27 protein-coding genes are annotated in these 22,521 nt (G+C 60.7%); 22 read left to right on the top strand and 5 right to left on the bottom strand.

The features are described 5' to 3' along the window. Positions 1-202 precede the first annotated feature (202 nt). Together OHL18_RS08425 and OHL18_RS08420 are read left to right on the top strand one after the other, a co-directional pair. Positions 203-1,099, top strand: a complete 897-nt coding sequence (locus tag OHL18_RS08425; protein ID WP_263374366.1) for a transglutaminase-like domain-containing protein — start codon at positions 203-205, stop codon at positions 1,097-1,099. Positions 1,100-1,225: 126 nt separating this feature from the next. Beyond that, positions 1,226-1,642 (top strand): hypothetical protein, encoded by a 417-nt coding sequence (locus OHL18_RS08420; RefSeq protein WP_263374365.1) that lies wholly within the window; start codon positions 1,226-1,228, stop codon positions 1,640-1,642. Between the two features lie 42 nt (positions 1,643-1,684). On the opposite strand, the gene OHL18_RS08415 is transcribed toward OHL18_RS08420, so the two are convergent. Continuing rightward, positions 1,685-2,104, bottom strand: coding sequence for a DUF3455 domain-containing protein (locus tag OHL18_RS08415; protein WP_263374364.1), 420 nt, complete (start codon positions 2,102-2,104; stop codon positions 1,685-1,687). Between the two features lie 156 nt (positions 2,105-2,260). On the opposite strand from OHL18_RS08415, the gene OHL18_RS08410 reads away from it, so the two are divergent. The 4 genes from OHL18_RS08410 (at position 2,261) to ahcY (ending at position 7,109) form a co-directional block, all read left to right on the top strand. Further along, a complete protein-coding gene (locus tag OHL18_RS08410; protein ID WP_317890473.1) occupies positions 2,261-3,388 on the top strand; it encodes a bifunctional transcriptional activator/DNA repair enzyme AdaA in 1,128 nt (375 codons plus the stop codon). Positions 3,389-3,517: 129 nt separating this feature from the next. Beyond that, positions 3,518-4,828 (top strand): MFS transporter, encoded by a 1,311-nt coding sequence (locus tag OHL18_RS08400; protein WP_263374363.1) that lies wholly within the window; start codon positions 3,518-3,520, stop codon positions 4,826-4,828. A 50-nt stretch (positions 4,829-4,878) separates the two neighbouring features. Beyond that, entirely contained in the window at positions 4,879-5,490 is a 612-nt protein-coding gene (locus tag OHL18_RS08395; RefSeq protein ID WP_263374362.1) for a Uma2 family endonuclease, read from the top strand. Between the two features lie 158 nt (positions 5,491-5,648). Then, positions 5,649-7,109, top strand: a complete 1,461-nt coding sequence (gene ahcY / locus OHL18_RS08390; protein ID WP_263374361.1) for an adenosylhomocysteinase — start codon at positions 5,649-5,651, stop codon at positions 7,107-7,109. Positions 7,110-7,278: 169 nt separating this feature from the next. Here the strand turns inward: ahcY and OHL18_RS08385 are convergent, their stop codons facing one another. Next, a complete protein-coding gene (locus OHL18_RS08385) occupies positions 7,279-7,914 on the bottom strand; it encodes a DUF4397 domain-containing protein (RefSeq protein ID WP_263374360.1) in 636 nt (211 codons plus the stop codon). A gap of 233 nt (positions 7,915-8,147) precedes the next feature. Continuing rightward, the gene (locus tag OHL18_RS08380) at positions 8,148-8,405 is read right to left on the bottom strand and encodes a ComEA family DNA-binding protein (protein WP_263374359.1); all 258 of its coding nucleotides are present in this window, start codon (positions 8,403-8,405) and stop codon (positions 8,148-8,150) included. Positions 8,406-8,546: 141 nt separating this feature from the next. Between OHL18_RS08380 and OHL18_RS08375 the strand changes: the two genes are divergently transcribed. The 13 genes from OHL18_RS08375 (at position 8,547) to OHL18_RS08315 (ending at position 17,607) form a co-directional block, all read left to right on the top strand. Beyond that, on the top strand, positions 8,547-9,077 hold the full coding sequence (locus OHL18_RS08375) for a GNAT family N-acetyltransferase (RefSeq protein ID WP_263374358.1): 531 nt from the start codon (positions 8,547-8,549) through the stop codon (positions 9,075-9,077). A gap of 260 nt (positions 9,078-9,337) precedes the next feature. Beyond that, entirely contained in the window at positions 9,338-9,706 is a 369-nt protein-coding gene (hisI, locus tag OHL18_RS08370) for a phosphoribosyl-AMP cyclohydrolase (protein WP_263374357.1), read from the top strand. After that, a complete protein-coding gene (gene hisG / locus OHL18_RS08365) occupies positions 9,706-10,584 on the top strand; it encodes an ATP phosphoribosyltransferase (RefSeq protein ID WP_263374356.1) in 879 nt (292 codons plus the stop codon). Before hisI ends, hisG begins: the two co-directional genes overlap by 1 nt. A 42-nt stretch (positions 10,585-10,626) precedes the next feature. Further along, the gene (locus OHL18_RS08360; RefSeq protein WP_263374355.1) at positions 10,627-10,935 is read left to right on the top strand and encodes a DUF3592 domain-containing protein; all 309 of its coding nucleotides are present in this window, start codon (positions 10,627-10,629) and stop codon (positions 10,933-10,935) included. 45 nt (positions 10,936-10,980) lie between these two features. Then, positions 10,981-12,240, top strand: coding sequence for a histidinol dehydrogenase (hisD, locus tag OHL18_RS08355; RefSeq protein ID WP_263374354.1), 1,260 nt, complete (start codon positions 10,981-10,983; stop codon positions 12,238-12,240). Further along, positions 12,237-13,346 (top strand): histidinol-phosphate transaminase, encoded by a 1,110-nt coding sequence (gene hisC / locus OHL18_RS08350; protein ID WP_263374353.1) that lies wholly within the window; start codon positions 12,237-12,239, stop codon positions 13,344-13,346. The genes hisD and hisC overlap by 4 nt, the downstream gene beginning before the upstream one ends. A gap of 67 nt (positions 13,347-13,413) precedes the next feature. Next, a complete protein-coding gene (locus tag OHL18_RS08345) occupies positions 13,414-13,746 on the top strand; it encodes a GIY-YIG nuclease family protein (RefSeq protein WP_263374352.1) in 333 nt (110 codons plus the stop codon). 86 nt (positions 13,747-13,832) lie between these two features. Continuing rightward, a complete protein-coding gene (gene hisB / locus OHL18_RS08340; protein WP_263374351.1) occupies positions 13,833-14,435 on the top strand; it encodes an imidazoleglycerol-phosphate dehydratase HisB in 603 nt (200 codons plus the stop codon). A 135-nt stretch (positions 14,436-14,570) separates the two neighbouring features. Further along, entirely contained in the window at positions 14,571-14,792 is a 222-nt protein-coding gene (locus OHL18_RS08335; RefSeq protein ID WP_263374350.1) for a hypothetical protein, read from the top strand. Between the two features lie 54 nt (positions 14,793-14,846). Continuing rightward, positions 14,847-15,458: an imidazole glycerol phosphate synthase subunit HisH gene (gene hisH / locus OHL18_RS08330; RefSeq protein ID WP_263374349.1), complete on the top strand. Its 612-nt coding sequence runs from the start codon at positions 14,847-14,849 to the stop codon at positions 15,456-15,458. Positions 15,459-15,467: 9 nt separating this feature from the next. Continuing rightward, positions 15,468-15,989 carry a YcxB family protein gene (locus OHL18_RS08325; RefSeq protein WP_263374348.1) on the top strand — a complete coding sequence of 174 codons (522 nt, stop codon included), beginning with the start codon at positions 15,468-15,470 and terminating at the stop codon, positions 15,987-15,989. 4 nt (positions 15,990-15,993) lie between these two features. Next, positions 15,994-16,785 carry an imidazole glycerol phosphate synthase subunit HisF gene (gene hisF, locus OHL18_RS08320; RefSeq protein WP_263374347.1) on the top strand — a complete coding sequence of 264 codons (792 nt, stop codon included), beginning with the start codon at positions 15,994-15,996 and terminating at the stop codon, positions 16,783-16,785. A 147-nt stretch (positions 16,786-16,932) separates the two neighbouring features. Further along, the gene (locus tag OHL18_RS08315) at positions 16,933-17,607 is read left to right on the top strand and encodes a 1-(5-phosphoribosyl)-5-[(5-phosphoribosylamino)methylideneamino]imidazole-4-carboxamide isomerase (protein WP_263374346.1); all 675 of its coding nucleotides are present in this window, start codon (positions 16,933-16,935) and stop codon (positions 17,605-17,607) included. Positions 17,608-17,702: 95 nt separating this feature from the next. Here OHL18_RS08315 and OHL18_RS08310 read toward each other — a convergent pair whose 3' ends face one another. Beyond that, positions 17,703-18,758 carry a VWA domain-containing protein gene (locus OHL18_RS08310; protein WP_317890472.1) on the bottom strand — a complete coding sequence of 352 codons (1,056 nt, stop codon included), beginning with the start codon at positions 18,756-18,758 and terminating at the stop codon, positions 17,703-17,705. A 251-nt stretch (positions 18,759-19,009) separates the two neighbouring features. Between OHL18_RS08310 and OHL18_RS08305 the strand changes: the two genes are divergently transcribed. Both OHL18_RS08305 and OHL18_RS08300 read left to right on the top strand, forming a co-directional pair. Beyond that, complete coding sequence (locus tag OHL18_RS08305; protein WP_263374345.1) at positions 19,010-20,368, top strand: VWA domain-containing protein; 1,359 nt, start codon at positions 19,010-19,012, stop codon at positions 20,366-20,368. Between the two features lie 13 nt (positions 20,369-20,381). Next, a complete protein-coding gene (locus OHL18_RS08300; protein WP_263374344.1) occupies positions 20,382-21,323 on the top strand; it encodes an EamA family transporter in 942 nt (313 codons plus the stop codon). A 41-nt stretch (positions 21,324-21,364) separates the two neighbouring features. Here OHL18_RS08300 and OHL18_RS08295 read toward each other — a convergent pair whose 3' ends face one another. Further along, the gene (locus OHL18_RS08295; protein ID WP_263374343.1) at positions 21,365-21,577 is read right to left on the bottom strand and encodes a Sec-independent protein translocase subunit TatA/TatB; all 213 of its coding nucleotides are present in this window, start codon (positions 21,575-21,577) and stop codon (positions 21,365-21,367) included. 196 nt (positions 21,578-21,773) lie between these two features. Between OHL18_RS08295 and OHL18_RS08290 the strand changes: the two genes are divergently transcribed. Next, complete coding sequence (locus tag OHL18_RS08290; protein WP_263374342.1) at positions 21,774-22,466, top strand: hypothetical protein; 693 nt, start codon at positions 21,774-21,776, stop codon at positions 22,464-22,466. Positions 22,467-22,521 lie beyond the last annotated feature (55 nt).

The raw sequence follows: 22,521 nt of genomic DNA, 5'->3' as shown, positions 1-22,521 counted from the left end.
CTCAACAGAGCGGATGCGCCCACATGGGTCGCATCCGCTTTTTGATGCCTTAAAACGTCCCTCCTTGCGACTTTCTACTCGAAAGTAATCCCTCCTGCGTTGATGTTTGCCTTCTGCCGCGCGATTTGCATCCAAACACCTACGTCATGTCTCGTAAAAACGCGGCCTGGCTACATCTATGCACGAAATGAATGGACGACCGATGCTTATTCAATCTGAGTTCGATATACAGTTTCGGCTGTCTTATCCCACTGCCATGGTGGCCCTGCTGCACCTGCATCCCTCGCTCGAAGCGGACCTGCAAAGCGGAAACCACCTCTACGTCGAGCAGATCCAGGAAGCAGGCTCCGGCCAAACTGCCGGCGAACCCGTGCTGGTCCCCTCGACGGAGTACCACGACAGCTTCGGCAACCGGTGCACCCGGTTCGTCGCCCCAGCAGGCACCCTCCGCCTGAAGGCCTCAGCCGTCACGCTGGATGATGGCTTCCCCGACCAGATTGCCGCCGATGCGCAGCAGGCCCCCGTCGAAGATCTGCCCGATGAGGTCCTGCAGTTCCTGCTGCCCAGCCGGTACTGCGAGGTCGACCGTTTCGTGGCGATTGCGCATGACTTGTTCAGTTGGGCCTCCCCCGGCTGGTCTAAGGCCGCTGCCATCCGCGACTGGGTCCACAACAAGGTCGCCTTCAACTACCAGACCGCACGGCCCACCAAGACCGCAATGGATGTCTACACAGAGCGCATCGGCGTCTGCCGCGACTTCCAGCATCTCGCCATCACGCTAACTCGGTGCCAGAACATCCCTGCCCGCTACGTCACCGGCTATCTCGGCGACATCAATCACCCCTACAGCGGCGCGGGAGATTTCAGCGCCTGGTACGAGGTCTTCCTCGACGGCAGGTGGATGACCATGGATGCGCGCCATAACGACTCCCGCTACGGTCGCGTCCTGATGGCCACTGGCCGCGATGCTGCCGACGTCGCCATCACCACGTCCTTCGGTGACGCCTACCTCTCTCACTTCTACGTCGACAGCTTCGAGGTCGATGAGTCAGGCAGCAAGCTTCCCATCCCCGGTATGCCCGCTCCGGTTTCGTCATGATCCAGTTTGCGAACGAATCAACCTCGCCTGCGAGCACAGCCGGGTCCAATCCAAAGTGCTTCGATCTGGTGTAATCTGACGGCTGATTCGTATCTGGAACTCCAGAAGTCACGTAGAGGAGAAGCCATGAAGCGCGCCTTGATCCCAGTTTTGTTCCTCTCCGCCGCGGTTCCAGCGGTCGCTAAGACTCATAAAGATGCCTACACCGTCTCCTGCGCCACACTCTGGCCAGCGGTTAAGGACACCCTCAAATTCTCCGGCAAGTACGGAATCATCGGCATCAGCAACGAAGAGATGACGGCTTCCTACAATATCGGAGGGAACCTCACGGCGAAACGTACCAACACGGTTCTTCTCAACCCTGCTGGCACCGGCTGCGAGATGCAGGTACAGACCGCCTTCAGTGGCTTCGTCAACAACGATGCTAACGATTTCAAGACCCGGGTAGACGCTTCGCTGGCCAAACTGAAGGCAGCGCAACCCGCCGCGGATGCCAAGCCGGAGACGGCGTCAGCCTCGCCAGCTCCCACGCCGAAAAATTAGTCACCGGAAAGGAGCAGCCATTCTGCTCCTTTCCCTAACCCACTAATTTTTCGAGGAGTAGAACGTGTAGGTCGCCTCATAAGGCACCCGCGTTAGCGCTCCAACGTCACACGCGCCACCGGGAGCCGCGCCGCCCTTGGTCTCCGTTCGCCGCACAAACTCCACCTTACTCAGCACCCCGGTCCCATCGAACTTTACCCCCTTCAGGAGCAGCCAGGGTACAGCGCCTGTGACTGGCGAAGAAGACTTCGTAACCACCTGCCCGTAGACGGAACTCCCATCCTGCAAGTGCCAGACTGGCCCGTCACCGTGCGTCCCAACTTCGACGCCGTCTTTATCGAACAAACGCGCCGCCGGTGCGACGAACACCCACTGAACCGTCCCAGAGACCAGGTTGCAGCTATAAATCTGCACTCCACGCCCCTGAACTGTAAGCACCGCGTGCTCATTTGTCGGCGGCAAAGTAGCATCCTGCCCATACGCCGCGCACGCAAACGTTGCTCCAACAAGAATCCCCAAGAGTCTTTGCATACTCCAAAGTGTAGATCATACGTGGCGCCCCACTTCCCCTGAACAATCCGGAGTGTATCCATCGCCGGTCCGATGCACGATACTGAAATGAGCACAGCCACCGTAACTCTCAATCCCGTCATGTCCTCGCAGCCCATCAAATCCGCCAACGTCCCAAGCCTCTTTCCCGGCAAGTCCTGGCAGCAGGTCCTAGCACGCGACACCTCTGCCGACGGCCAGTTCTTCTACGCCGTCAAATCCACCAAGATCTTCTGCAAGCCCAGTTGCCCCAGCCGCAAGCCGAACCGCAAGAACGTCGCCTTCTTCCCAACGGCCGCCGCCGCTGAGGCCGCAGGCTATCGCGCTTGTCTCCGTTGTGAACCCGACAGAGTCTCTGACAAGCCAGATCCGCAGGCCGAAGCCATCGCCACCGTCGCCGACTACCTGAAAGACCACGCCGCCGAGCGCACCCGCCTCGCCGATATCGCGAAAGCTACGGGCGTCGGCCGCCTCACCATCCTCCGCGGCTTCAAGCGCGTCCTCGGCGTCACACCAGGCGAGTTCGCCAAAGAGCAGCGCCTCGCAAAGTTCAAGGACAAGGTCCGCGAGCCCAAGAAGCGCGTCACCGATGCCATCTACGAAGCAGGCTACGGGTCATCCAGCCGCCTCTACGAAAACTCCGCCGTCTCACTCGGCATGACTCCACGCGTCATGCGCGAAGGCGGTGCCGGTCTGATCATACGCTACACCCTCGCCGACTCCCCCCTCGGCAAGATGCTCGTCGCCACCACCGACTTCGGCATCTGCGCCATCCTCTTCGGTCGCGACCAGCAGGAGCTCGAGGCCGACCTCCGCCTGCGCTTCAACAAAGCTCAATTGACCCCGGCCCGAGGCAACACCGGCTGGCTAGCCGAAGCCGTCGCCTTCGTCCTATCGCAGCTCACGGAGTCTCCAACCGCTGCCAAGTTCCCGCTCGACGTCCGTGCCACCGCCTTCCAACAGCGCGTCTGGAAGGCCCTGCAGGCGATTCCACGCGGCGAGACACGAAGCTACGGAGAGTTAGCCCGCGAGCTCGGCAAACCCACTGCCTCCCGCGCCGTAGCCGCAGCCTGCGCGGCGAATCCCATAGCGATCGCGGTTCCCTGCCATCGCCTCGTAGGCTCAGACGGCTCACTCACCGGTTACCGCTGGGGCCTCGACCGCAAGCAGAAGATCCTGGCCGCCGAACACCTCTAGTCCCTTTCGACTCTGCTCGGTCTTGGGTGCCCCATTCATCGCGCTTCTGTCTTTGCGATGAGTGGGTATCGTTTGCGGCAGCAAACGACCGTGTTCTCATCCGATCGGCACGCCAGTTACATTAGTGAAATGCCCCCGGCCCAATCCCTTCAATCGATAGACGCCTCGAAGCTCTACAGCAAGATCACCTGGCGGCTCATCCCCTACATCTTCATCCTCTACATCCTCGCGTACCTCGACCGCGTGAACGTAGGCTTCGCCGCTGCCGACATGCAGCGCGATCTCCACCTCTCGAACACCGTCTACGGCACCGGCGCAGGCATCTTCTTCCTCGGCTCCGCGCTCTTCGACCTCCCCAGCAATCTCCTGCTCACGCGGTTCGGGCCGCGTCGCTGGATCGCCCGGATCATGATCTCCTGGGGTATCGTCGCCACGGGCATGGCCTTCGTCACCGGAGCGCACAGCTTCTATCTGCTGCGCTTCCTGCTCGGCCTGGGCGAGGCCGGCTTCTTCCCCGGCATGATCCTCTATCTCACCTTCTGGTTCCCCTCGGCCGAGCGCGCCCGCGCTATCGCCAAGTTCATGACCGCCACCTCACTCGCCGGAGTCGTCGGAGGCCCGCTCTCAAGCTTCCTGCTCAAGCTCGAAGGCCGCTCCGGCCTGCACGGCTGGCAATGGCTCTTCCTCTCCGAAGGCCTGCCCACCATCCTGATGGGCATCTCCGTCCTCTTCCTGCTGAAAGACAAGCCGGACGACGCAAACTGGCTCTCCCGCGAAGAGAAAGAGTGGCTCGACACCGAGCTCGAACGCGATCGCAACGAAGGCGGAGCAGCCGCCCGCCACAACCTTCTCGACGCCTTCAAACTCCCCCTCGTCTGGATGCTCGCCGTCGTCTTCTTCATCTCGCAGATCGGCGTCTACACCGTGAACCTCTGGATGCCGCTTGTCCTCAAGAGCTTCGTCCACGCCGGCACCAGCAGCGACGCCAGCCTGATCGCCCGCTACGCGACCTTCCCCTACCTGGCCGCCGCCATCTTCACCGTCCTCATCGGCTGGTCGAGTGACCGCACCGGCGACCGGCGCTGGCACATCGCCTTCTGCCTCCTCCTCTGCGCGATCGGCTTCAGTTGGGTCGCGATCGCCCATAGCCTGCTCGCCGCTCTCATCGCCTTCACCCTCGCCACCATGGGATGGTGGGGTCTCATGGGCCCATTCTGGGCGATGCCCACCCGCGTGCTCGGAGGACGCGCAGCCGCCGGTGGAGTCGCTATCATCACCATCCTCGGCGGCATCGGCGGATTCACCGGCCCTTACCTGACTGGTCTGCTACGCGATCTCACCCACAGCTTTTCCGCTGGCCTCTTCGTCATCGGCGGGCTGGCCGTTGTCGCCGCGCTGATCAGCCTCGCCATGCGCGAAGGACCGGCGACAACACAATAGTTTGTGCCGAACTTCAGCGATTCAGCATAGACTCTGCTCAGGAGGCCCGCATGCAGGTACAGCTCGAACTTCCCGACTTCCCCGTTCGCCTCGGCTGGGAGACCCCTCTCTCCGATGAAGACTTCGAACGCGCCGCTATGGAAAGCGAGTGGATACAGCTTGAGCGCAGCAAGGAAGGAGATCTCATTGTGAACGCTCCCGCAGGCGGCTTCACCAGCAACGGAAATAGCGAGATCAACTTCCAGCTTCTCGCATGGTGGAAGACGCACAAACGTGGTCGCGTCTACGATTCAAACGGTGGTTTTTTCCTGAAAGATGGCTCCTGCTATGCCCCCGATGCCGCTTATGTCACACCGGAACAACTCAAAGGCCTCACCAATAGACATCTCTCGAGCTTCCCGCGCCTTTGCCCTGCGTTCGTTATCGAACTCGTCTCGAAGACTGACCGACGCAAAGCCGTAGAAGCCAAGATGCAGGATTGGATCGACAACGGAGCCCAAGTAGCCTGGCTCATCGATCCCTACAAAAAGTCCGTCACCATCTACGAACCCACGCAGCCGCCCCGCACCACCGCAGACGAAATCGTTCCTGGAACTGGCCCCATCGAAGGCTTCCACTTCAACACGACCGACGTTTGGAGCTGCTACGAGATCGAGTCGTAGCTTTATCCTGTCAACGTCTTCTCGCAACTTCCGTTACCAAAGAACGCACCCCGTCGATTCGCCCGCTTCCTTACTTGCGTAAGCGATAAAATCGGACTGTAGAAGAATCTCCAGATCGCACTCCACGCAATCCACACAAAAGACTTGAGGAGCCTCACATGGCGACAGCAACACTCGATAAAGCGGCCCTTCCCGGCATCGCAAAGGATTACAAAGTAGCCGACATTACCCTAGCCGACTTCGGCCGCAAAGAGATCGACATCGCCGAGCAGGAGATGCCCGGCCTCATGTCCATCCGCCGCAAGTACGCCGCAGGCAAGCCCCTCGCCGGCGTCCGCGTCACCGGATCGCTGCACATGACCATCCAGACCGCAGTCCTCATTGAGACCATGGTCGACCTCGGCGCCGATGTCCGCTGGGCCTCCTGCAACATCTTCTCAACACAGGATCACGCCGCCGCCGCCATCGCCGCCGCCGGCGTCCCCGTCTTCGCCTGGAAGGGCGAGACCCTCGAAGAGTTCTGGTGGTGCACGAACGAAGCCCTCAGCTTCCCGAATCCGAACGGCCCCGGCCTCCTCGGCCCACAGCTTGTCATCGACGACGGTGGCGACGTCACCCTCCTCATCCACAAGGGTGTCGAGATGGAAAAAGGCGACAAGTGGGTCGACTCTCCCTCCGGATCGACCGAAGAGTCCGTCATCAAGAACCTCCTCAAGAAGGTTCACGCCGAGTACCCGACCCGCTGGCAGGATGTCGCCAAGGAGTGGCGCGGCGTCTCCGAAGAGACCACCACCGGTGTCCACCGCCTCTACAAGATGCTTGAGAAGGGCACGCTGCTCGTCCCCGCCATCAACGTCAACGACTCCGTCACCAAGTCGAAGTTCGACAACCTCTACGGCTGCCGCGAATCGCTCGTCGACGGCATCAAGCGGGCGACCGACGTGATGATCGCCGGCAAGGTCGCCGTCGTATGCGGTTATGGCGATGTAGGCAAGGGTTCGGCAGCATCGCTGCGCGGCCTCGGCGCCCGCGTCATCGTCACCGAGATCGACCCCATCAACGCCCTCCAGGCCTCGATGGAAGGCTACGAGGTCACCACCATCGAAGAGACCCTCGGTCGCGCCGACATCTACGTCACCTGCACCGGCAACGTCGACATCATCACCGTCGAGCATATGCGCCTGATGAAGGACCAGGCCATCGTCTGCAACATCGGACACTTCGACAATGAGATTCAGATGGAGCCGCTCAACGCCCTCAAGGACGTGACCAAGCTCAACATCAAGCCCCAGGTCGACAAGTACACCTTCGCCTCCGGCAACAGCATCTTCGTCCTTGCCGAAGGCCGTCTGGTCAACCTCGGCTGCGCCACCGGCCATCCCAGCTTCGTCATGTCGAACAGCTTCTCCAACCAGACCCTCGCACAGCTCGATCTCTGGGCCAACAAGGACACCTACAAGATCGGCGTCTACGTTCTCCCCAAGAGGCTCGACGAAGAGGTCGCCCGTCTGCATCTCGAAAAGATCGGCGTGAAGCTCACCACTCTCAGCCCCAAGCAGGCCGACTACCTTAGTGTGCCCGTCGAAGGCCCCTACAAGGGCGAAACCTACCGCTACTAAAGTCTCGTATCAATCGCAAACTCGAAGGCCGCCGACATCCTCGGCGGCCTTTCTGTCAACCAGAGATCGTCATCTCGACCGAAGTCCGCGCTTTTGCGGACGTAGCGGAAAGACCCCCGCATTTCGTTTTTGAATTCGTTGAGCTACGCAACAGCATCAGCCGCTAGCACTACTCCACCATAGCCCCCGGATCGAAGTCCTCAGCCGTCACCACCTGCACCTTCTGCCCATCGATCCTCTGGCTATCCAGCACGACCAACGTCCGCGCCGACCCTGAACCGTACGTCACCGTCGCCCCGCTGTAGATCGGCACCGTCGTACCCGCAGCCACGACGACCACCTTGTACGCTCCGGCAGGAACATTCATGTAGCTGCCGTTCTCTCCAAAGCCCGAGTTCGTAATGAACGGACGACTCTCGGCCAGTGTCGACCCAGCGCGCACAAGATACACATCCACATCGCCAGTCCCGCGCCGCGCCTGATCAAGAACTCTCACCGACGCCATGCCCGCGGGCGCAGCCACGCTCTGGTCCGCCAGCACCGTCTCGGAGATTGTCCCCGTCGGCCCTCCGCTCAACAAAACGGTGTAATGCCCCGACGCCGTAAAGCTGCCGTGAAAGGAACTCAACATCTGCTTCGTCCCGGCAGCATGCGCACTCACCGTCGAAGCTCCCGGCGAAATCGAAACGTACGAAGACACCGTCCCGAACCCGAGGTTGTAAGCAAGCGCGGCGTCGCCCTGGTAGATATCCAGGTCCGGCGCGTCAGCGGAGGTGTCAATGATTCGGACTTGCGAAACAGGCATGCCCGCCGTGAGATTCTGACATCCCGTCAGCGCAGCTACAGACAGCGCCAAAGCACCTAACCGCGCGCAGCACCGCCGTCCGGGCATCGGACGAACGAGACCCGCAGAGCTCTCAAATTGGGTCAAAAGACTTGGCATCGGATGACATGCGGAAAAAGGTCACGTCACCTTCCTCCATGCACCTACTCTACCGGAACGTCACGCGAAACAATGTCATCGTTTCGTAATCGCGTTTACTTCTTCACCTTGTGCGCGATCACCTGGTCTTTGATCTTCTCGTAGGTCGCCGCCGGAATGATGCCTTTTGTCGTCAACTGGTTCTTCGCCGTATAAGGACGTCCGTCGATGATCTTCTTCGCATACGCATCGCCGATTCCAGGCAGCGCCTTCAACTGGTCCGCAGTCGCCGTATTCAGGTCGAGCTTATCGGCATCCGCCGTTGCCTTGGCAGCCGCAGCGGGACCAGCCTTTGCCGCCGGAGCTTGCGACATCCCTGGAAAGCTTAGGCAAAGCAAAAGAGCGGGAAGAACCATCAAACGGCGAAGCTGCATGGTGTGACCTCGAAGTGAAGTACGGCCAGCCTAGGTGACGCAAATCTCCTTGTCAAACAACGAACAGGTTAAACTTGCACCATGGCTCTTACCCTTCGGCGCGCTCTTACAACCGACCTCGCAGCGCTCGCAACGCTGATGAACACCGCCTACCGAGGCACCGGCCCCAACGCAAGCTGGAACACAGAAGCCCGCTATCTCGACGGCGATCGCACCAGCGAAGCCGCCCTCAAAGAAGATCTCGCAGCCAAACCAGAATCCTTCCTGCTCATCGCCGAAGAGGATTCCCAGCCACCCCTAAGAGGCTGCGTCTGGCTCGAACCTCAGTCGGACGAAACCTGGTATCTCGGCTCGCTCACCGTCGATCCAACCTTGCAGAAATCCGGCCTAGGCCGCACCCTGCTGGCCTCGGCCGAGCAGTGGGCCAAAGAACGCGGTGCCCGTACCATCGAAATGCACGTCATCAACGTCCGCGACACGCTCATCGCCTGGTACGAACGGAGAGGCTATCGACTGACCGGCGAAACCCACCCATTCCCTTATGGTGACAACCGCTTCGGAACTCCCTTGCGCAATGACCTGGCCTTCGTCGTGCTGGACAAGCAACTATAAATTTGTCGTACCTCATCCAATCAAGGAGAGTGAGATTGACAACAATCCCGCTCCCGTCTAGCCTCTAACTCATGAGTTTGCTTCTTCATCACCGTGGCCACCACCATCATCATGCGACCAGCGTGTTGGCGGCTGTATCCGGTGCGGCGAACTAAGTACCCCCAAACCAGGATTCCAAACAGGCCCGCTAACGCGCACATCGCGAGCGGGCTTTTTGCTGCTCGAAACCACTTCTCCAACCAAACTTAAGCGAGACGTTTATGACCGCAGGCGCAACAGACCCAATCAACATCGACTTCGCCAAAATGGACGGCCTAGTCCCCGGCATGGTTCAGGACGCCAAGACCGGCGAACTCCTCATGCTCGGCTTTCTCAACGAAACCAGCTACAAGATGACCCTGGAAACCGGTTACGTCACCTTCTGGTCCCGCACCCGTGGGAAGCTTTGGATGAAGGGCGAGACCAGCGGCAACCGTCTCCGCGTCATCTCCGCATCGACAGACTGCGACAACGACGCCCTCCTCTTCAAGGTCGAAGTCGAAGGCGACGGCCTGGTCTGCCACGAAGGCACCGTAAGCTGCTTCACCAAACCCATCGCCGTAACCGCCGCATCAGGAGAGACAAAGTAATGTCCGCGAACAAACTCAAGCTCGGCATCCCCAAAGGCAGTCTGCAGGACGCCACCCTCGCCCTCTTCGAACGCGCCGGCTGGCGCATCTTCGCCAGCGGTCGCAGCTACTTCCCCACCATCGACGACGTCGAGATCGAGTGCATGCTCGTCCGCGCCCAGGAGATGGCACGCTACGTCGAACACGGCGCGCTCGATGCCGGCCTCACCGGCCGCGACTGGGTCCTCGAGAACGAGTCCGACGTCGAGTACGTCACCAGCCTCACCTACTCCAAGCAGTCCCGCCAGACCGTCAAATGGGTGCTCGCCGTCCCCGAAGACTCGCCCTTCCAAAAGCCCGAAGACCTCGCTGGTAAGATCATCGCCACCGAGCTCGTCGAGTTCACCAAGCGCTACTTTGCCTCGAAGAACATCCCCGTCAAAGTCGAGTTCAGCTGGGGCGCAACGGAGGTAAAACCGCCTACATTGGCCGACGCCATCGTCGAAGTCACCGAGACCGGCAGCAGCCTCCGCGCCAACCGCCTCCGCATCATCGAGACGCTCATGGAGTCCGAGACCCAGCTCATCGCCAACAAGCAAGCCTACGCCGATGCCTGGAAGCGCAACAAGATCGACAACATCTCCCTGATGCTCAACGCCGCCATCGCAGCGCAAGGCCGCGTCGGCCTCATGATGAACGCGCGCAAGGCCGACCTCGACGCCGTCACCAACGTTCTGCCCGCGCTCAACTCGCCCACCATCTCGCAGCTCCGCGATCCCGAATGGGTCGCCCTCAACACCATCCTCGATGAATCCCTCGTCCGCGACGTCATCCCCAAACTCAAACTAGCCGGAGCCACCGGCATCGTCGAATACCCACTCAGCAAAGTCGTGATCTAGAAAAGATCGGGCCGTATAACTGAGAGCCTCAGAAGGGGTCGTATGCCAAAGACTAACTGGGAGCAAACCGCCGGAAGAGTTATCCATATTGATTCGATATACCCACGCGGGCGACTGCAGTTCATCGTTGCGTTTACTTATGAAGTCGAAGGCAAAATCTACGAAGGCACGCTCTATACATTCGATTCAATACATGAGGGCGACTCACTCGTCGTGAAGTATGACCCTCTCGAACCGAAGCGTAATGACTTTGAAACTCGCCAGAAGTTAATCAACCGTGTAGCGGTTGCGGTTGCTGTACCTCTTGCAGGCGCTGCGCTATTGCTTGTTTGGTTCAGCCTCAGGCGCTAGATCAGCAACTGCCATATCAACCTTTACCTGGAGTAAACGTCGCAAATGAAACTGATCCGCACCTACGGACGCACCGCCCAGACCGCCGCTGCCGCCATCGACTCCCTCGAGCAGCGCGGCTCCGTCTCCACCGCAAGCGTCGAGCCCATAGTCCGCGCCATCCTCTCCGCCATCCGCAAGCGCGGCGACAAAGCACTCCTCGAATACGCCACGAAATTCGACGCCCTCCAAAAAGGCCAGCCCATCCTTGTCTCGCAAGAAGAGATGCAACAAGCCTGGGATGCCTTGGACGCTAAGCTCCAGCAAGCTATGCGCACCGCCCAAGCCAACATCCGCGCCTTCGCCGAGGCCCAGAAGTCCGAAGAGTGGACGCTGACTAATTCCGACGGCGTGACCACAGGCCAGATCGTCCGCCCCCTAGCGAGCGTAGGCTGCTACGTCCCCGGTGGCCGCTATCCTCTGCCATCCACGCTCCTGATGACCACCACACCCGCAAGAGTCGCCGGCGTCGAACGCATCGTAGTTTGCTCCCCCAATCCGGCAAAGGAAACCCTCGCCGCCGCCCATCTCGCCGGCGTCACCGAGTTTTACCGCATCGGCGGCGCGCAAGCCATCGCCGCCCTCGCCTACGGCACCACAACCATCCAGCCAGTCAACAAGATCGTCGGCCCCGGCAATCTCTACGTCACGGCCGCCAAGCAGCTCGTCTCCACCGTCTGCGGCATCGACATGCCCGCAGGCCCAACCGAGATCGTCGTCACCAGCGAGACCGGCAAGCCAGCAGACATTGCCGCCGATCTCGTCGCCCAGGCCGAGCATGACCCCGAGACCCTCGCTGTCTTCATCACGACCAGCGAAGCTCTCGGCAAACAAGTAGCCGCCGAAGTAAAATTCCAGGCCAAATCAAATCCGCTGGCCAAGCTATCCATCGCCGCGCGTGGCCACATATTCGTAACCAAAACGGTTACAGAAGCCCGCGAGCTCACCAATCGCCTCGCCCCCGAGCACCTCACCGTCGATACCCTCGCCGACCTCAACTGGGTCCAGAACGCCGGCTCCGTCTTCGTCGGCCCCTGGTCCCCGCAAGCCATGGGCGACTACGTCTCCGGCCCCAACCACGTCCTTCCCACCGGTCGCAACGGCCGCATCCGCGGCGGCCTCAGCGTCATGGACTTCCTCAAGGTCATCACCGTCCAGCAATACACCCGCAAGGGACTCAAGTCCCTTGGCCCCCACGCCGCCGCGCTCGCCGATGCCGAAGGCCTGACAGGCCACGCCGCCAGCGTAAGAATGAGGATGAAATGACCGACACGCAAACGCCCGCAACGACGATAAAGCCCCGCAGGCTCGTAGAGCTCATGCCCGAGTACCACCCGCCGCTCGCCGCTCGCACCGCCCTGCGCCTCGACTTCAACGAGAACACCTTCGCCCCGTCGCCGCGCGTCATCGAGCGCCTCCTCCAAACAACATCCGAAGGCCTCACCAAGTACCCCGAACGCGAACGCGTTGAGCACCTCGTCGCCGCGCACTTCAACCTCGCCCCCGATCAGGTGCTCCTCACCAACGGCGTCGACGAAGCCATCCATCTCCTCTGCGCCACCTTCCTCGAACCCGAAGACGAAGCCCTCATCGCCACGCCCAGCTTCTTCATGTACGACGTCAGCGTCCAACTGATGACCTCGCACCTGATCCGCATCCAGGCCGACGAGACGCTGCAATTCCCCTTCGAACGCCTCCTCAGCGCCATCACTCCCAAGACCAAGCTCATCATGGTCGCCTCGCCCAACAATCCCACCGGCGGCATTGTCCCCCGCGAGCAGCTCCTGGCCATCGCCGCCGCCGCGCCCCACGCCGTCCTCTTCGTCGATGAAGCCTACTACCACTTCCACGGTGAATCCATGCTCGCCGACATCAGCACCATCCCCAACCTCATCCCAAATTTGATTGTGGGCCGTACCTTCTCCAAAGCCTACGGCCTCGCCAACCTGCGCCTCGGCATGATCGCCGGCAACGCCGACCTCATCCGCTACGTCCGCAAGGTCGCCTCGCCGTACAACATCAACGGCATCGCCCTCGACGTTCTCCCCGTCGCGCTAGAAGACGAGGCCTACGTCCGCTGGTACGCAGACCAGGTCGCCACCGGACGTGAGCGCATGGCCGCTGGCCTCGGTGCACTCAACGTAGACTTCTTCCCCAGCCACGCCAACTTCATCTTGATGAAGATCGGCCCGAAGCACAAGGAACTCTGCGAAGCCATGCGAACCCACGGCGTGCTCCTACGCGACCGCTCCTCCGACCCCGGCTGCGAAGGCTACGTCCGCATCACCATCGGCATCGAAGACCACGTCACCCGCGGCCTCGAAGCCCTCAAACTATCCTTGAACGAGATCGGATGGACTCCCACACCCTAATTTTTGTCATTCCCGAAGGGAATCTGCGTTTCGCTCGCACCACCATAAACGCCAAAGGAAAACCCCGATGCGCCAGGACGAGTATCAATTCTGGGTCTACATCCTCTCCAACCGTTCGCACATTCTCTACATCGGCATGACCAACAGCCTTCAAAAACGTGTCACAGAACACCGGCAGCAGACTCCCGGCAGCTTCACCGCCCGTTACAAGATCACCCGGCTCGTGTACTGCGAACAGTTCCAATACGTCAATAACGCGATCGCCCGCGAGAAAGAACTTAAGAAATGGACACGGGCACAGAAGATCGCTCTCATCGAAGCCGCCAATCCTACGTGGGAAGAACTTATGCCCGACGAACCTGAGTCTGAATTCTTCAACGCAGATTCCCTTCGGGAATGACAAGCAAATAGGCAATTTTGTCATTCCCGAAGGGGATCTGCGTTTCCCTTAGGCTCCGCACACAAAGTCCACACCAGAGTGAACCCATGACCAAGACAAAGCCCCGCACCGGCACCATCAAACGCTCCACCACCGAAACCCAGATCGCCCTCAAACTCACCGTCGACGGCCAGGGCGTATACAAGGTCTCCACCGGCATCCGCTTCTTCGACCACATGCTGGAGCTCTTCACCCGCCACGGCGGCTTCGACCTCACACTCACCTGCACCGGCGATCTCGACGTCGACCAGCACCACACCGTCGAAGACGTCGGCATCGCGCTCGGCGAGGCCTTCAACAAGGCGCTCGGCGACAAGAAGGGCATCCTCCGCGCCGGCTACTTCGTCATGGCCATGGACGAGACCCTCGCCGTCGCCGCCGTCGACCTCTCCGGCCGCGTCGCCTACGTCGTCGACGACAAGGTCAAGGTGCGCCTCGTCGGCGACTTCCAAAGCGAGCTCCTCGCCGACTTCTTCGACGGCTTCGCCCGCGGGGCCAAGGCCAACGTCCACGTCAAGACCATGTACGGCCGCAGCAATCACCACAAGATCGAAGCCATCTTCAAAGCCTTCGCCCGCGCCCTCCGCGGAGCCTGCAGCCGCGACGAACGCATGAAGGACTTGTTGCCCAGCACAAAGGGCCTCTTATAGATCACAAAGGCACCCTCCAAACAGCCGTCATTCTGAGCCGAAGGCGAAGAATCCCGATGATGCTGACATCACCAATGCACTTCATACCTTTCTGCGAAGGAGATCAGGATCGATAGACATGGAGAACTTTTAGCGATGGTTCGAGACGAAAAACTTGCCGCAGCAGTCGCGGAGCAAATCAAAGCGGCTTACGCCGCGCTTGACCACTCGGCTTACCTTGTCAGACAAGATGGTGATAAAGATGAAGTCACGCCATACGTAAACACAGTGGGGACGATCTGTTGTGACATCATTTTCAAGCTCATGGAACCGCTTTATGAATCTCACCCACATTTGAAGCCAGAGGGCTGGGAATAAACTAGCACTCACCGCCAGCGCTTCTTCGCTGCCTCTAGCTAACTCGCTACTACTATGATCGCCATCATCGACTACAAAGCGGGCAACCTCACCAGCGTCGTCAAGGCGCTGACCTACCTTAACGCGCCCGAGATCACCGTCACGCAAGACCCCGACCTCGTCCGCAAGGCCGCGAAGATCGTCCTTCCCGGCGTCGGCCACTTCCAGGCCACGCAGCTCCTCACCGACCTCGGCCTCACCGAAGCAGTCCGCGAGAGCGTCGCCCGCGGCACCTGGTTCCTCGGAGTCTGCGTCGGCCTGCAGTGGCTCTTCGAAGGCTCAACCGAAGCCCCCGCCACCGCCGGTCTCGGCCACTTCCCCGGCCCCTGCAAACACTTCCCCTCGCAGTATGAAGGCACAGACCTCAAGTCACCGCACGTAGGCTGGAACTCGCTCGAAGAGATCCGCGAAGACTCGAAACTCCTGAGCGGAATCGCCCCCAGCGGCTTCGTCTACTACACCCACTCCTGGCGCGCGCCCATCGTAAAAGCAACCGCCGCAGTTACAAATTATGGAGGTCCCTTCACCGCCGCCGTCGAACAGGACAACGTCATGGGCGTCCAGTTCCACCCCGAGAAATCCGCCGCTGTCGGGTTGCAAGTATTGAAGAACTTCATCGAGCTATAAGGAGCCACAATGACCTATGAATACGTACTGACCTTGGCAGACTTCAAAGCCGCGCAGCGCCTGTTCATGAGACAGACGCTTTGGCGACGCATCAATGGTTTCCTCTGGATTGTAATTTTGCCAATCGTCGGTGCACTCTCCCTCGGGCTCTTGCTATACGATGTCATCTTTCGGCACTTCAAATATCCCGCCTCAATCGGCGGCATTCTCGCTGGGTTAGCTTGGTTCGGATTGTACCTCGCCATTATGCGCCCAATAACGATACGGAGGATATTCAAACAGCTCAGCCCCGGCGGAGGCTTAGAACATTCGGTCTCGCACGAACTTACTGAAAACGAATTCATCTCTCGAATTCCCGGAAGAAGCGAGGGTCGATTTCTTCCTGCCGCTTTTTATGGCTTTGCAGAAGACGAGCAGATCGCAATTCTCTTGGTTAGCAAGAAAAAGTTCCTATTCGTCCCGAAACGGGCAATGCCTGAAGAGGCTTGGGCAGAGCTTCGGGCCTGGCTGGATAAAAACGGAAAGCGATAGGCCCATGCTGACCAAACGAATCATCGCCTGCCTCGACGTCCGCGACGGACGCGTCGTCAAGGGCATCCAGTTCGTCGATATCATCGACGCCGGCGACCCCGCCGAACTCGCCCGTCGCCACGCCGTCTCCGGCGCGGACGAGATCGTCCTGCTCGACATCACCGCCACCCACGAAGGCCGCGGGACACTGCTCGACACCGTCAAGCGCACCGCCGCCGCGCTCTTCGTCCCCTTCACCGTCGGCGGCGGCATCCGCTCGGCTGAAGACGCGGCTGCCGTCTTCAACGCCGGTGCCGACAAGGTCAGCATCAACTCCTCCGCCATCGCAAGGCCGGAACTCATCGGCGAGATCGGCGCGAGCTTCGGTGCGCAGGCCGTCATCGTCGCCATCGACGCCCGACGGAACGCCTCATCGTCAGATCCCGTGGGAGAAGCCGAGGTCTACGTCAGCGGAGGCCGCAAACCCACCGGTCTGCGTGTCATCGACTGGGCCCGCGAGGCCGAGCAGCGCGGCGCAGGCGAGATCCTGCTGACCAGCATGAACACCGACGGCATGAGGGCGGGCTTCGACTGCGAACTCACCGCCCGCGTTAGCGCCGCCGTGCAAATCCCCGTCATCGCGTCTGGAGGCGCAGGCTCCGCCGCGCACTTCGCTCAAGTCTTCAGCCACAACGAAGGAGGCGGCAAAGCCGACGCCGCGCTCGCCGCCAGCATCTTCCACTTCGGCGTCACCGACTCCCGCGCACTAAAGTCCGAACTCCAGCGCGCCGGCATCAGCGTCCGCCTTCCCTGCTAAATTCGCAACCACCAAATTGAAAGCCGTCATTCTGAGCGCAGCGAAGAATCCCCGCATTTGCTTTTGTAACGCCACCAACACCACCCTTTGTCATCCTTCGCGCAGCGGAGGATCTGCTCCTCGCTTTTGTAACCCTGAAAGGAACAAATGCTCATCCCCTCCATCGACCTCATGGGCGGCAAGATCGTCCAGCTCATCCAGGGCCAGCGCCTCGCCCTCTCCTTCGACGACTTCGACTACTGGATCGACCGCTTCTCGAAGTACCCCATGGTTCAGCTCATCGACCTCGACGCCGCCATGCGCCAGGGCGACAACCGCGCCCTCATCGAGATGGTCTGCAAGCGTCTTCCCTGCCAGGTTGGCGGAGGTCTGAAAACTCCTGAAGATGGCCAGGCCCTGCTCAACGCCGGAGCCAAGCGCGTCATCTACGGCTCGAGCCTCTTCAGCCCCGAAGGAGTGAACAAGACCTTCGCCGCCAGCCTCAAAAAAGCACTCGGTGAAGACGCCCTCGTCTTCTCAGTAGACACCAAGGGCGGCCAAGTTGCCATCAAGGGCTGGAAGGACACCGTCGCCCTCACGCCCGAAGAGGCCATCACCTGGCTCGAAGACTTTTGCTCGGCCTTCCTCTACACCCACGTCGACATCGAAGGCACCATGGCCGGCTTCCCCATGCAGGTCGCCGCCATCCTCAGGTCTACAACCGCCCGTCAACTGATCGTTGCCGGGGGCATCAAGGAACGCGCCGAGATCGACGAACTAGACGCTATGGGCGTCGACGCCGTCGCAGGAATGGCCGTCTACACCGGAGCGATGGAAGCCTAAGCACTTGCGCTTCAGTCCTACACCGTGACCTCAAATCTGTGCCCCATTCATCGTGCATTTGTCTTTCGCGATGAGTGGGTCTCGCCACAGCTGTCTTACTGGTCCCCCGAAGCGTCCGCCACCGCGTAATACCCGCGCCGAGCCTGCACCTTCTGATCCTTCTGGCAGGTCAACTGCAGCTTGCGGAACGTCCCATCCTGCTTGTCATTGGTCGGCGTGTAGCTGGCCAGGTACTGTGTACGCAACTCGTCCGATATCTGCTGAAACGCTGCCTCCAGACGCTTGCCATCGTTGCCCACGTTGATCACTCGCCCGCCGGTGTCCTTGGCCAGCTTCTCCATGTCGCCGTCCCCGGAGAAGCCCATCCCCATCCCGCTATAAAAACCACGGTCGGCGATCAGGATCACATACACGATCGCGTTCGCCTTCTGCGCCGCTTCAGCCGCTGTTTTGATCGTCTCCTGCGAGCCCTGGTCGCCGCCATCGGTCAGCAGCACCAGGATCTTCCGGCCCGCCTCCTGCTTCAGCTTGTCATTCGCCGCCAGATACACCGCGTCGTATAGCAATGTCCCTCGTGCCGCGCCATTACCAGTCACCGAACCCGATCCCGCACCGGTGTTGATCTGCGCCTTATCCAGAGCGCGCTTGATCTCACGCGGCGAGTTCGTATAGTCCGCCAGCAGGTCCACATTCACGTCGAACGAGATCAGAAACGCCTCGTCCTTCGGTGTCAGCACATCCTTCAAAAACTGTGCGCCAGACTCCTGCTCGAGCGGCAACACGTGCATCTGACTTCCGCTGGTGTCCAGCAGAATCCCGATGGTCAGCGGAAGGTTCTTCTCCTGGGTAAAGTTCTTGATCTTCTGCGGAACCTTGTCCTCTTCGATCGAGCAATCATCCTTCTTCAGGTTGGTGATGAACCCGTTCTTGTCACGCACCGAGAAGTACACGTTTACCAGGTTGGTCTGCACCTTCAGCGTCGCTACGGGCGAATCTTCGCTCTCCTGCTGGCCTGCGGCGGTGCTCGGCGGCGGAGGCCCACCAGGCGACGGTGCCTCCTGGGCACGCAACGCGGAGGTGGTCAGCAGAAGGACGGTCATCAGACCGAGAGAAAGACCGGGACGCGGAATTAGAGCAGAGAGCAGGCGCATACACTCCTTAGACGTGCAACTCCGTCCGGAGTCAGCCAAATTCTACTCGCGCCGAGGGTCAGCAAGCCTTCGCCGCGTCATTTCACGATTCTGTCGACTGCGGCGACCCACCCTTCCGCGCAACGGAGTTCCCCTCTCCTGCGTCCAACCTTTAGGCCACCGCAAGTTACGTCGGCGAATGACGCTCTAGCGGCACACTGATAGTCTGGTAGTCGGGAAACCTGCATGCCGGGACCTTGGAGATCGATAAAGTGAAGCACAACGTAATCGCGGCCGCATTGGCTGGCCTCATGCTCGCCCAGAACGCCGGAGTCGCACAACAGACCGCGCCTGCGCCCCAGTCCCAGCCCGCCGCCATTCCCGATGCTCCCAAGCCGCAGACCATTCCGGATCTGGGCAACGTTACCCCCGGCATCGGCACCACATCGACCTCGAACGGCGACGGCCCTGCGCCCTCTGACTCGGACGCTCCCCACCTCACCGACCCGCAAAAAAAGGTCACCCCCTCAGCCGATGACGGGCCCGCCCCCGAAGTCACCGCACCCGGCGAAGGTATCAAGGCCTTCACTCTGGCTCCCGTGACCGTCAACTTCGTCCAGACCCCCTTCACGGTCAAGGACTCCAAGGGCCACCTCGTCCCCGGCATCGACTGGCGCGAGGTCCGCATCTACGAGAACGGTGTCCGCCAGCACATGGCCATCTTCACCTCGGATCCCTTTCCACTCTCCGTCGCCCTCGTCATCGACCAGAGCGTCCCCTTCGACACCATGACCAAGGTCAACAACGCGCTCTCCGCGCTGCAGGGTGCCTTTACCCCTTATGACCAGATCGCCATCTTCACCTACAACAACGGCCCGCAGATGCAGACCGACTTCACCGCCGCGCAGAGCGCCCGTGTCACCGCTGTCCTCGAACGCTCCAAGGGCAAGGGCCGCGATCCAATCATGGGCACCACCGGCCCTCTGGCCCAAACGACCGTCATTAACAACTCCCAATTCGACCCCAACACCTCACCGGTTCGCAACAATCCCGGGATGACGCTGAACGCGCCCAAGGAACTGCACACGCTCAACGACGCCATTCTTGAGGCCGCCGTAGCCCTGACCAAGACCGGCCGCGGTCGCCGCCGCATCATCTACGTCATTAGCGATGGCAAGGAGTACGGCAGCAAGGCCAAATTCAAGGAGGTGGTGAAGTACCTGCAGACGCACGAGATTCAGGTATACGGCACCATCGTGGGCGACTCCGCCACGCCGTTCCTGGGTTTCCTCGACCGCTACCACATGCCCTTCCAGATGCGTGACGATATCCTCCCGCGCTACGCTGCAGCAACCGGCGGCCAGATGGCCTCCGAGTTCCGCACCAAGGGTATCGAAGAGAGCTTCTCTGAGATCACTAAGGAAGTCCGCACCCAGTACACCGTCGGCTACTACACCCATGAGCCCTTCATCGACGGCAAGTACCGCAAGACCGAGGTTCGAGTCCTTCGCCCGAATCTGAACGTCATCTCTCGCGACGGCTACTATCCCTCCGCGATCGACGCCGTCAGTCCCAATGCACCCGCCTCCACCAACGCTCCGGCAGCGCCCACGCCTCCGCCCGGCAAGTAAGCGCGGGCGAAGCATGATCGTTCCAATTCAAGCGAATGTCCTCATGGGGCTGCTCGCCGCCGTCCTATGGGGCGGAGGCGACTTCTCCGGCGGCATGGGCGCGCAGCTCGCTGGCGGATCGCTGCGCTCTGCTTTGCGCGTCATCCTCATAAGCCACTTCACAAGCCTCTGCATCCTCGCAACCATCGCCCACCTACGCGGCGACAGCATGCCCCACGGCACGCTGCTGCTCTGGGGCATCAGCGCGGGAGTCACTGGCGGTCTCTCGCTCGCCTGCTTTTATATCGCGTTGGCTCGTGGTGCCATGGGGGCCTCGGCAGCCGTCAGCGGTCTCCTCGCCGCTGCTGTCCCGGCAACCTTCGCCATCGCGTCGGATGGCTCCCCCGGCGTTCTCCGCCTCGTTGGCTTCGCCATAGCAGGCATCGCCATATGGATGGTCGCCGCCGCGCCCACCGGCGTACTCGAACACCCTGAAGCGCCGCCCGCTTCGTCCACCATGGCTCTGGCCATCGTTGCCGGAACTGGCTTCGGCCTCTATTTCATCGCTCTGAAGATGGCAGGAGCCGGAGGCGTCGTCTGGCCGATGGCCACCGCCCGCATGGGCAGCATCACCACCTGCTCGCTGCTCCTTCTCGTTCTGACGCTTGCCGGAGCGGGACGGACAGGGAACAGCCCCGCCGGAGTTGCCTCACCGCCTTCGCGCAAGACGGTCTTTGGCCTGCCGAAAGCCGCTATCCTGTGGTCACTCTCAACCGCTGTGCTCGATACCTGCGGAAATATGCTCTATATCTCGGCCACGCGCGCCGGTCGCCTTGATGTCGCAGCCGTTCTGGCCTCGCTCTACCCGACAACGACGATCCTGCTGGCAGGCATCGTCCTCAAGGAGCGTCTCAGCAAGCGCCAGGGCCTCGGTATGGCTATCGCCGCAGCCGCGGTCGTCATGATCACTCTCTAGCGACTGCCGCACTTACAACGTAAAACACACACCGTACAACGCTATTTGACGGACTCTTCCGCCTTCGGTGTAACCGTGTGGGCCGTATCACCAGGCTTGGCCGGGTCTTCCGTCACACCCTTCATGCCGTCCTTAAAGCCACGAAGCCCTTCGCCCAGTCCCTTGCCGAGTTCTGGCAGCTTCTTGCCGCCGAACAGCACCAGCAGCACAATTCCAATCACCATCAGGTGCGTAGGTTGAAATAGATCGCCCATCGTATACTCTCCCACTCCCGGCCTACTGCAGAAGCCTGCCGATAGCCTTCATTGTCGCATAAGGATCGCTGCTTCGGCTTCACCGCAGCAGCCCCTCTTGAACTACGATGCCGCCACCGGGCCAGATGCAGCCGAAACGGTATATCTTGGATACAGAACGCGATTCACGAAACTTCGCAGACAGATCTGGAGAACAATGCTGAGATTGATGACCGCCCCGGCAGCAGAAGCGCATAGCCGTACCGCCGGGCCCAAAGGAAAGTTAGCCGTATTCGCGGCCTTTGCCGCAGCCGCCCTTGCAATGGCAACACTCGCAACCTCAGCCCAGGCGCAGAACGGAAAGATCGGCCCCGCAGCGCAGGCCACCTACGACAACAAGTACGAGGTCTACGGTGGCATCAATTTCATGAACTTCCAGGCCGGCCAGGACCTTCCCAAACGCATGAACCTTGGCGGCGGCGAATTGATGGGCACCTACTGGCTGACCAGCCGTCTCGGCATCGCTGGCGACTATCGCTTTGAGGGCGGAACCACCCCCGTCCTGCCCAGCCCCGCCAGCTTCCGGCCCAGCCGCCAACTCGTCTTCCTGAACGCGGGCATGGCCGGAGTCCAGTACCGCGGACCGAAAAACCACTACGCCGCAGTCGACTACCACGCTCTCATTGGCGTTGCCCATGGCCAGTTTGAAGGTCCAACGAACTATGACGTCGGTCTCTACACCGACCGCACCAAGCCCATCGGAGCCTTCGGCGGCAGCCTCGACTACAACCGCTCGAAGAACCTCGCCTTCCGGCTCCAGCCCGATCTCATCATCGAGCACTTCGGCACCGAGTACCGCGAGTTCTTCGCCATATCCGCCGGCGTCATCTACCGCTTCGGCAAGCAGTAAGACTCTTGCATCAAGAGAATGGGCGGAGAGGATATCCTCTCCGCCCACCTTCTTG

The organism is Granulicella aggregans (assembly GCF_025685565.1).
In the GTDB taxonomy this organism is placed as follows: Bacteria; Acidobacteriota; Terriglobia; order Terriglobales; family Acidobacteriaceae; genus Edaphobacter; species Edaphobacter aggregans_B.
The sequence above is the reverse complement of the archived record's forward strand: the minus strand, read 5'-3'. Positions and strand labels throughout refer to the sequence as shown.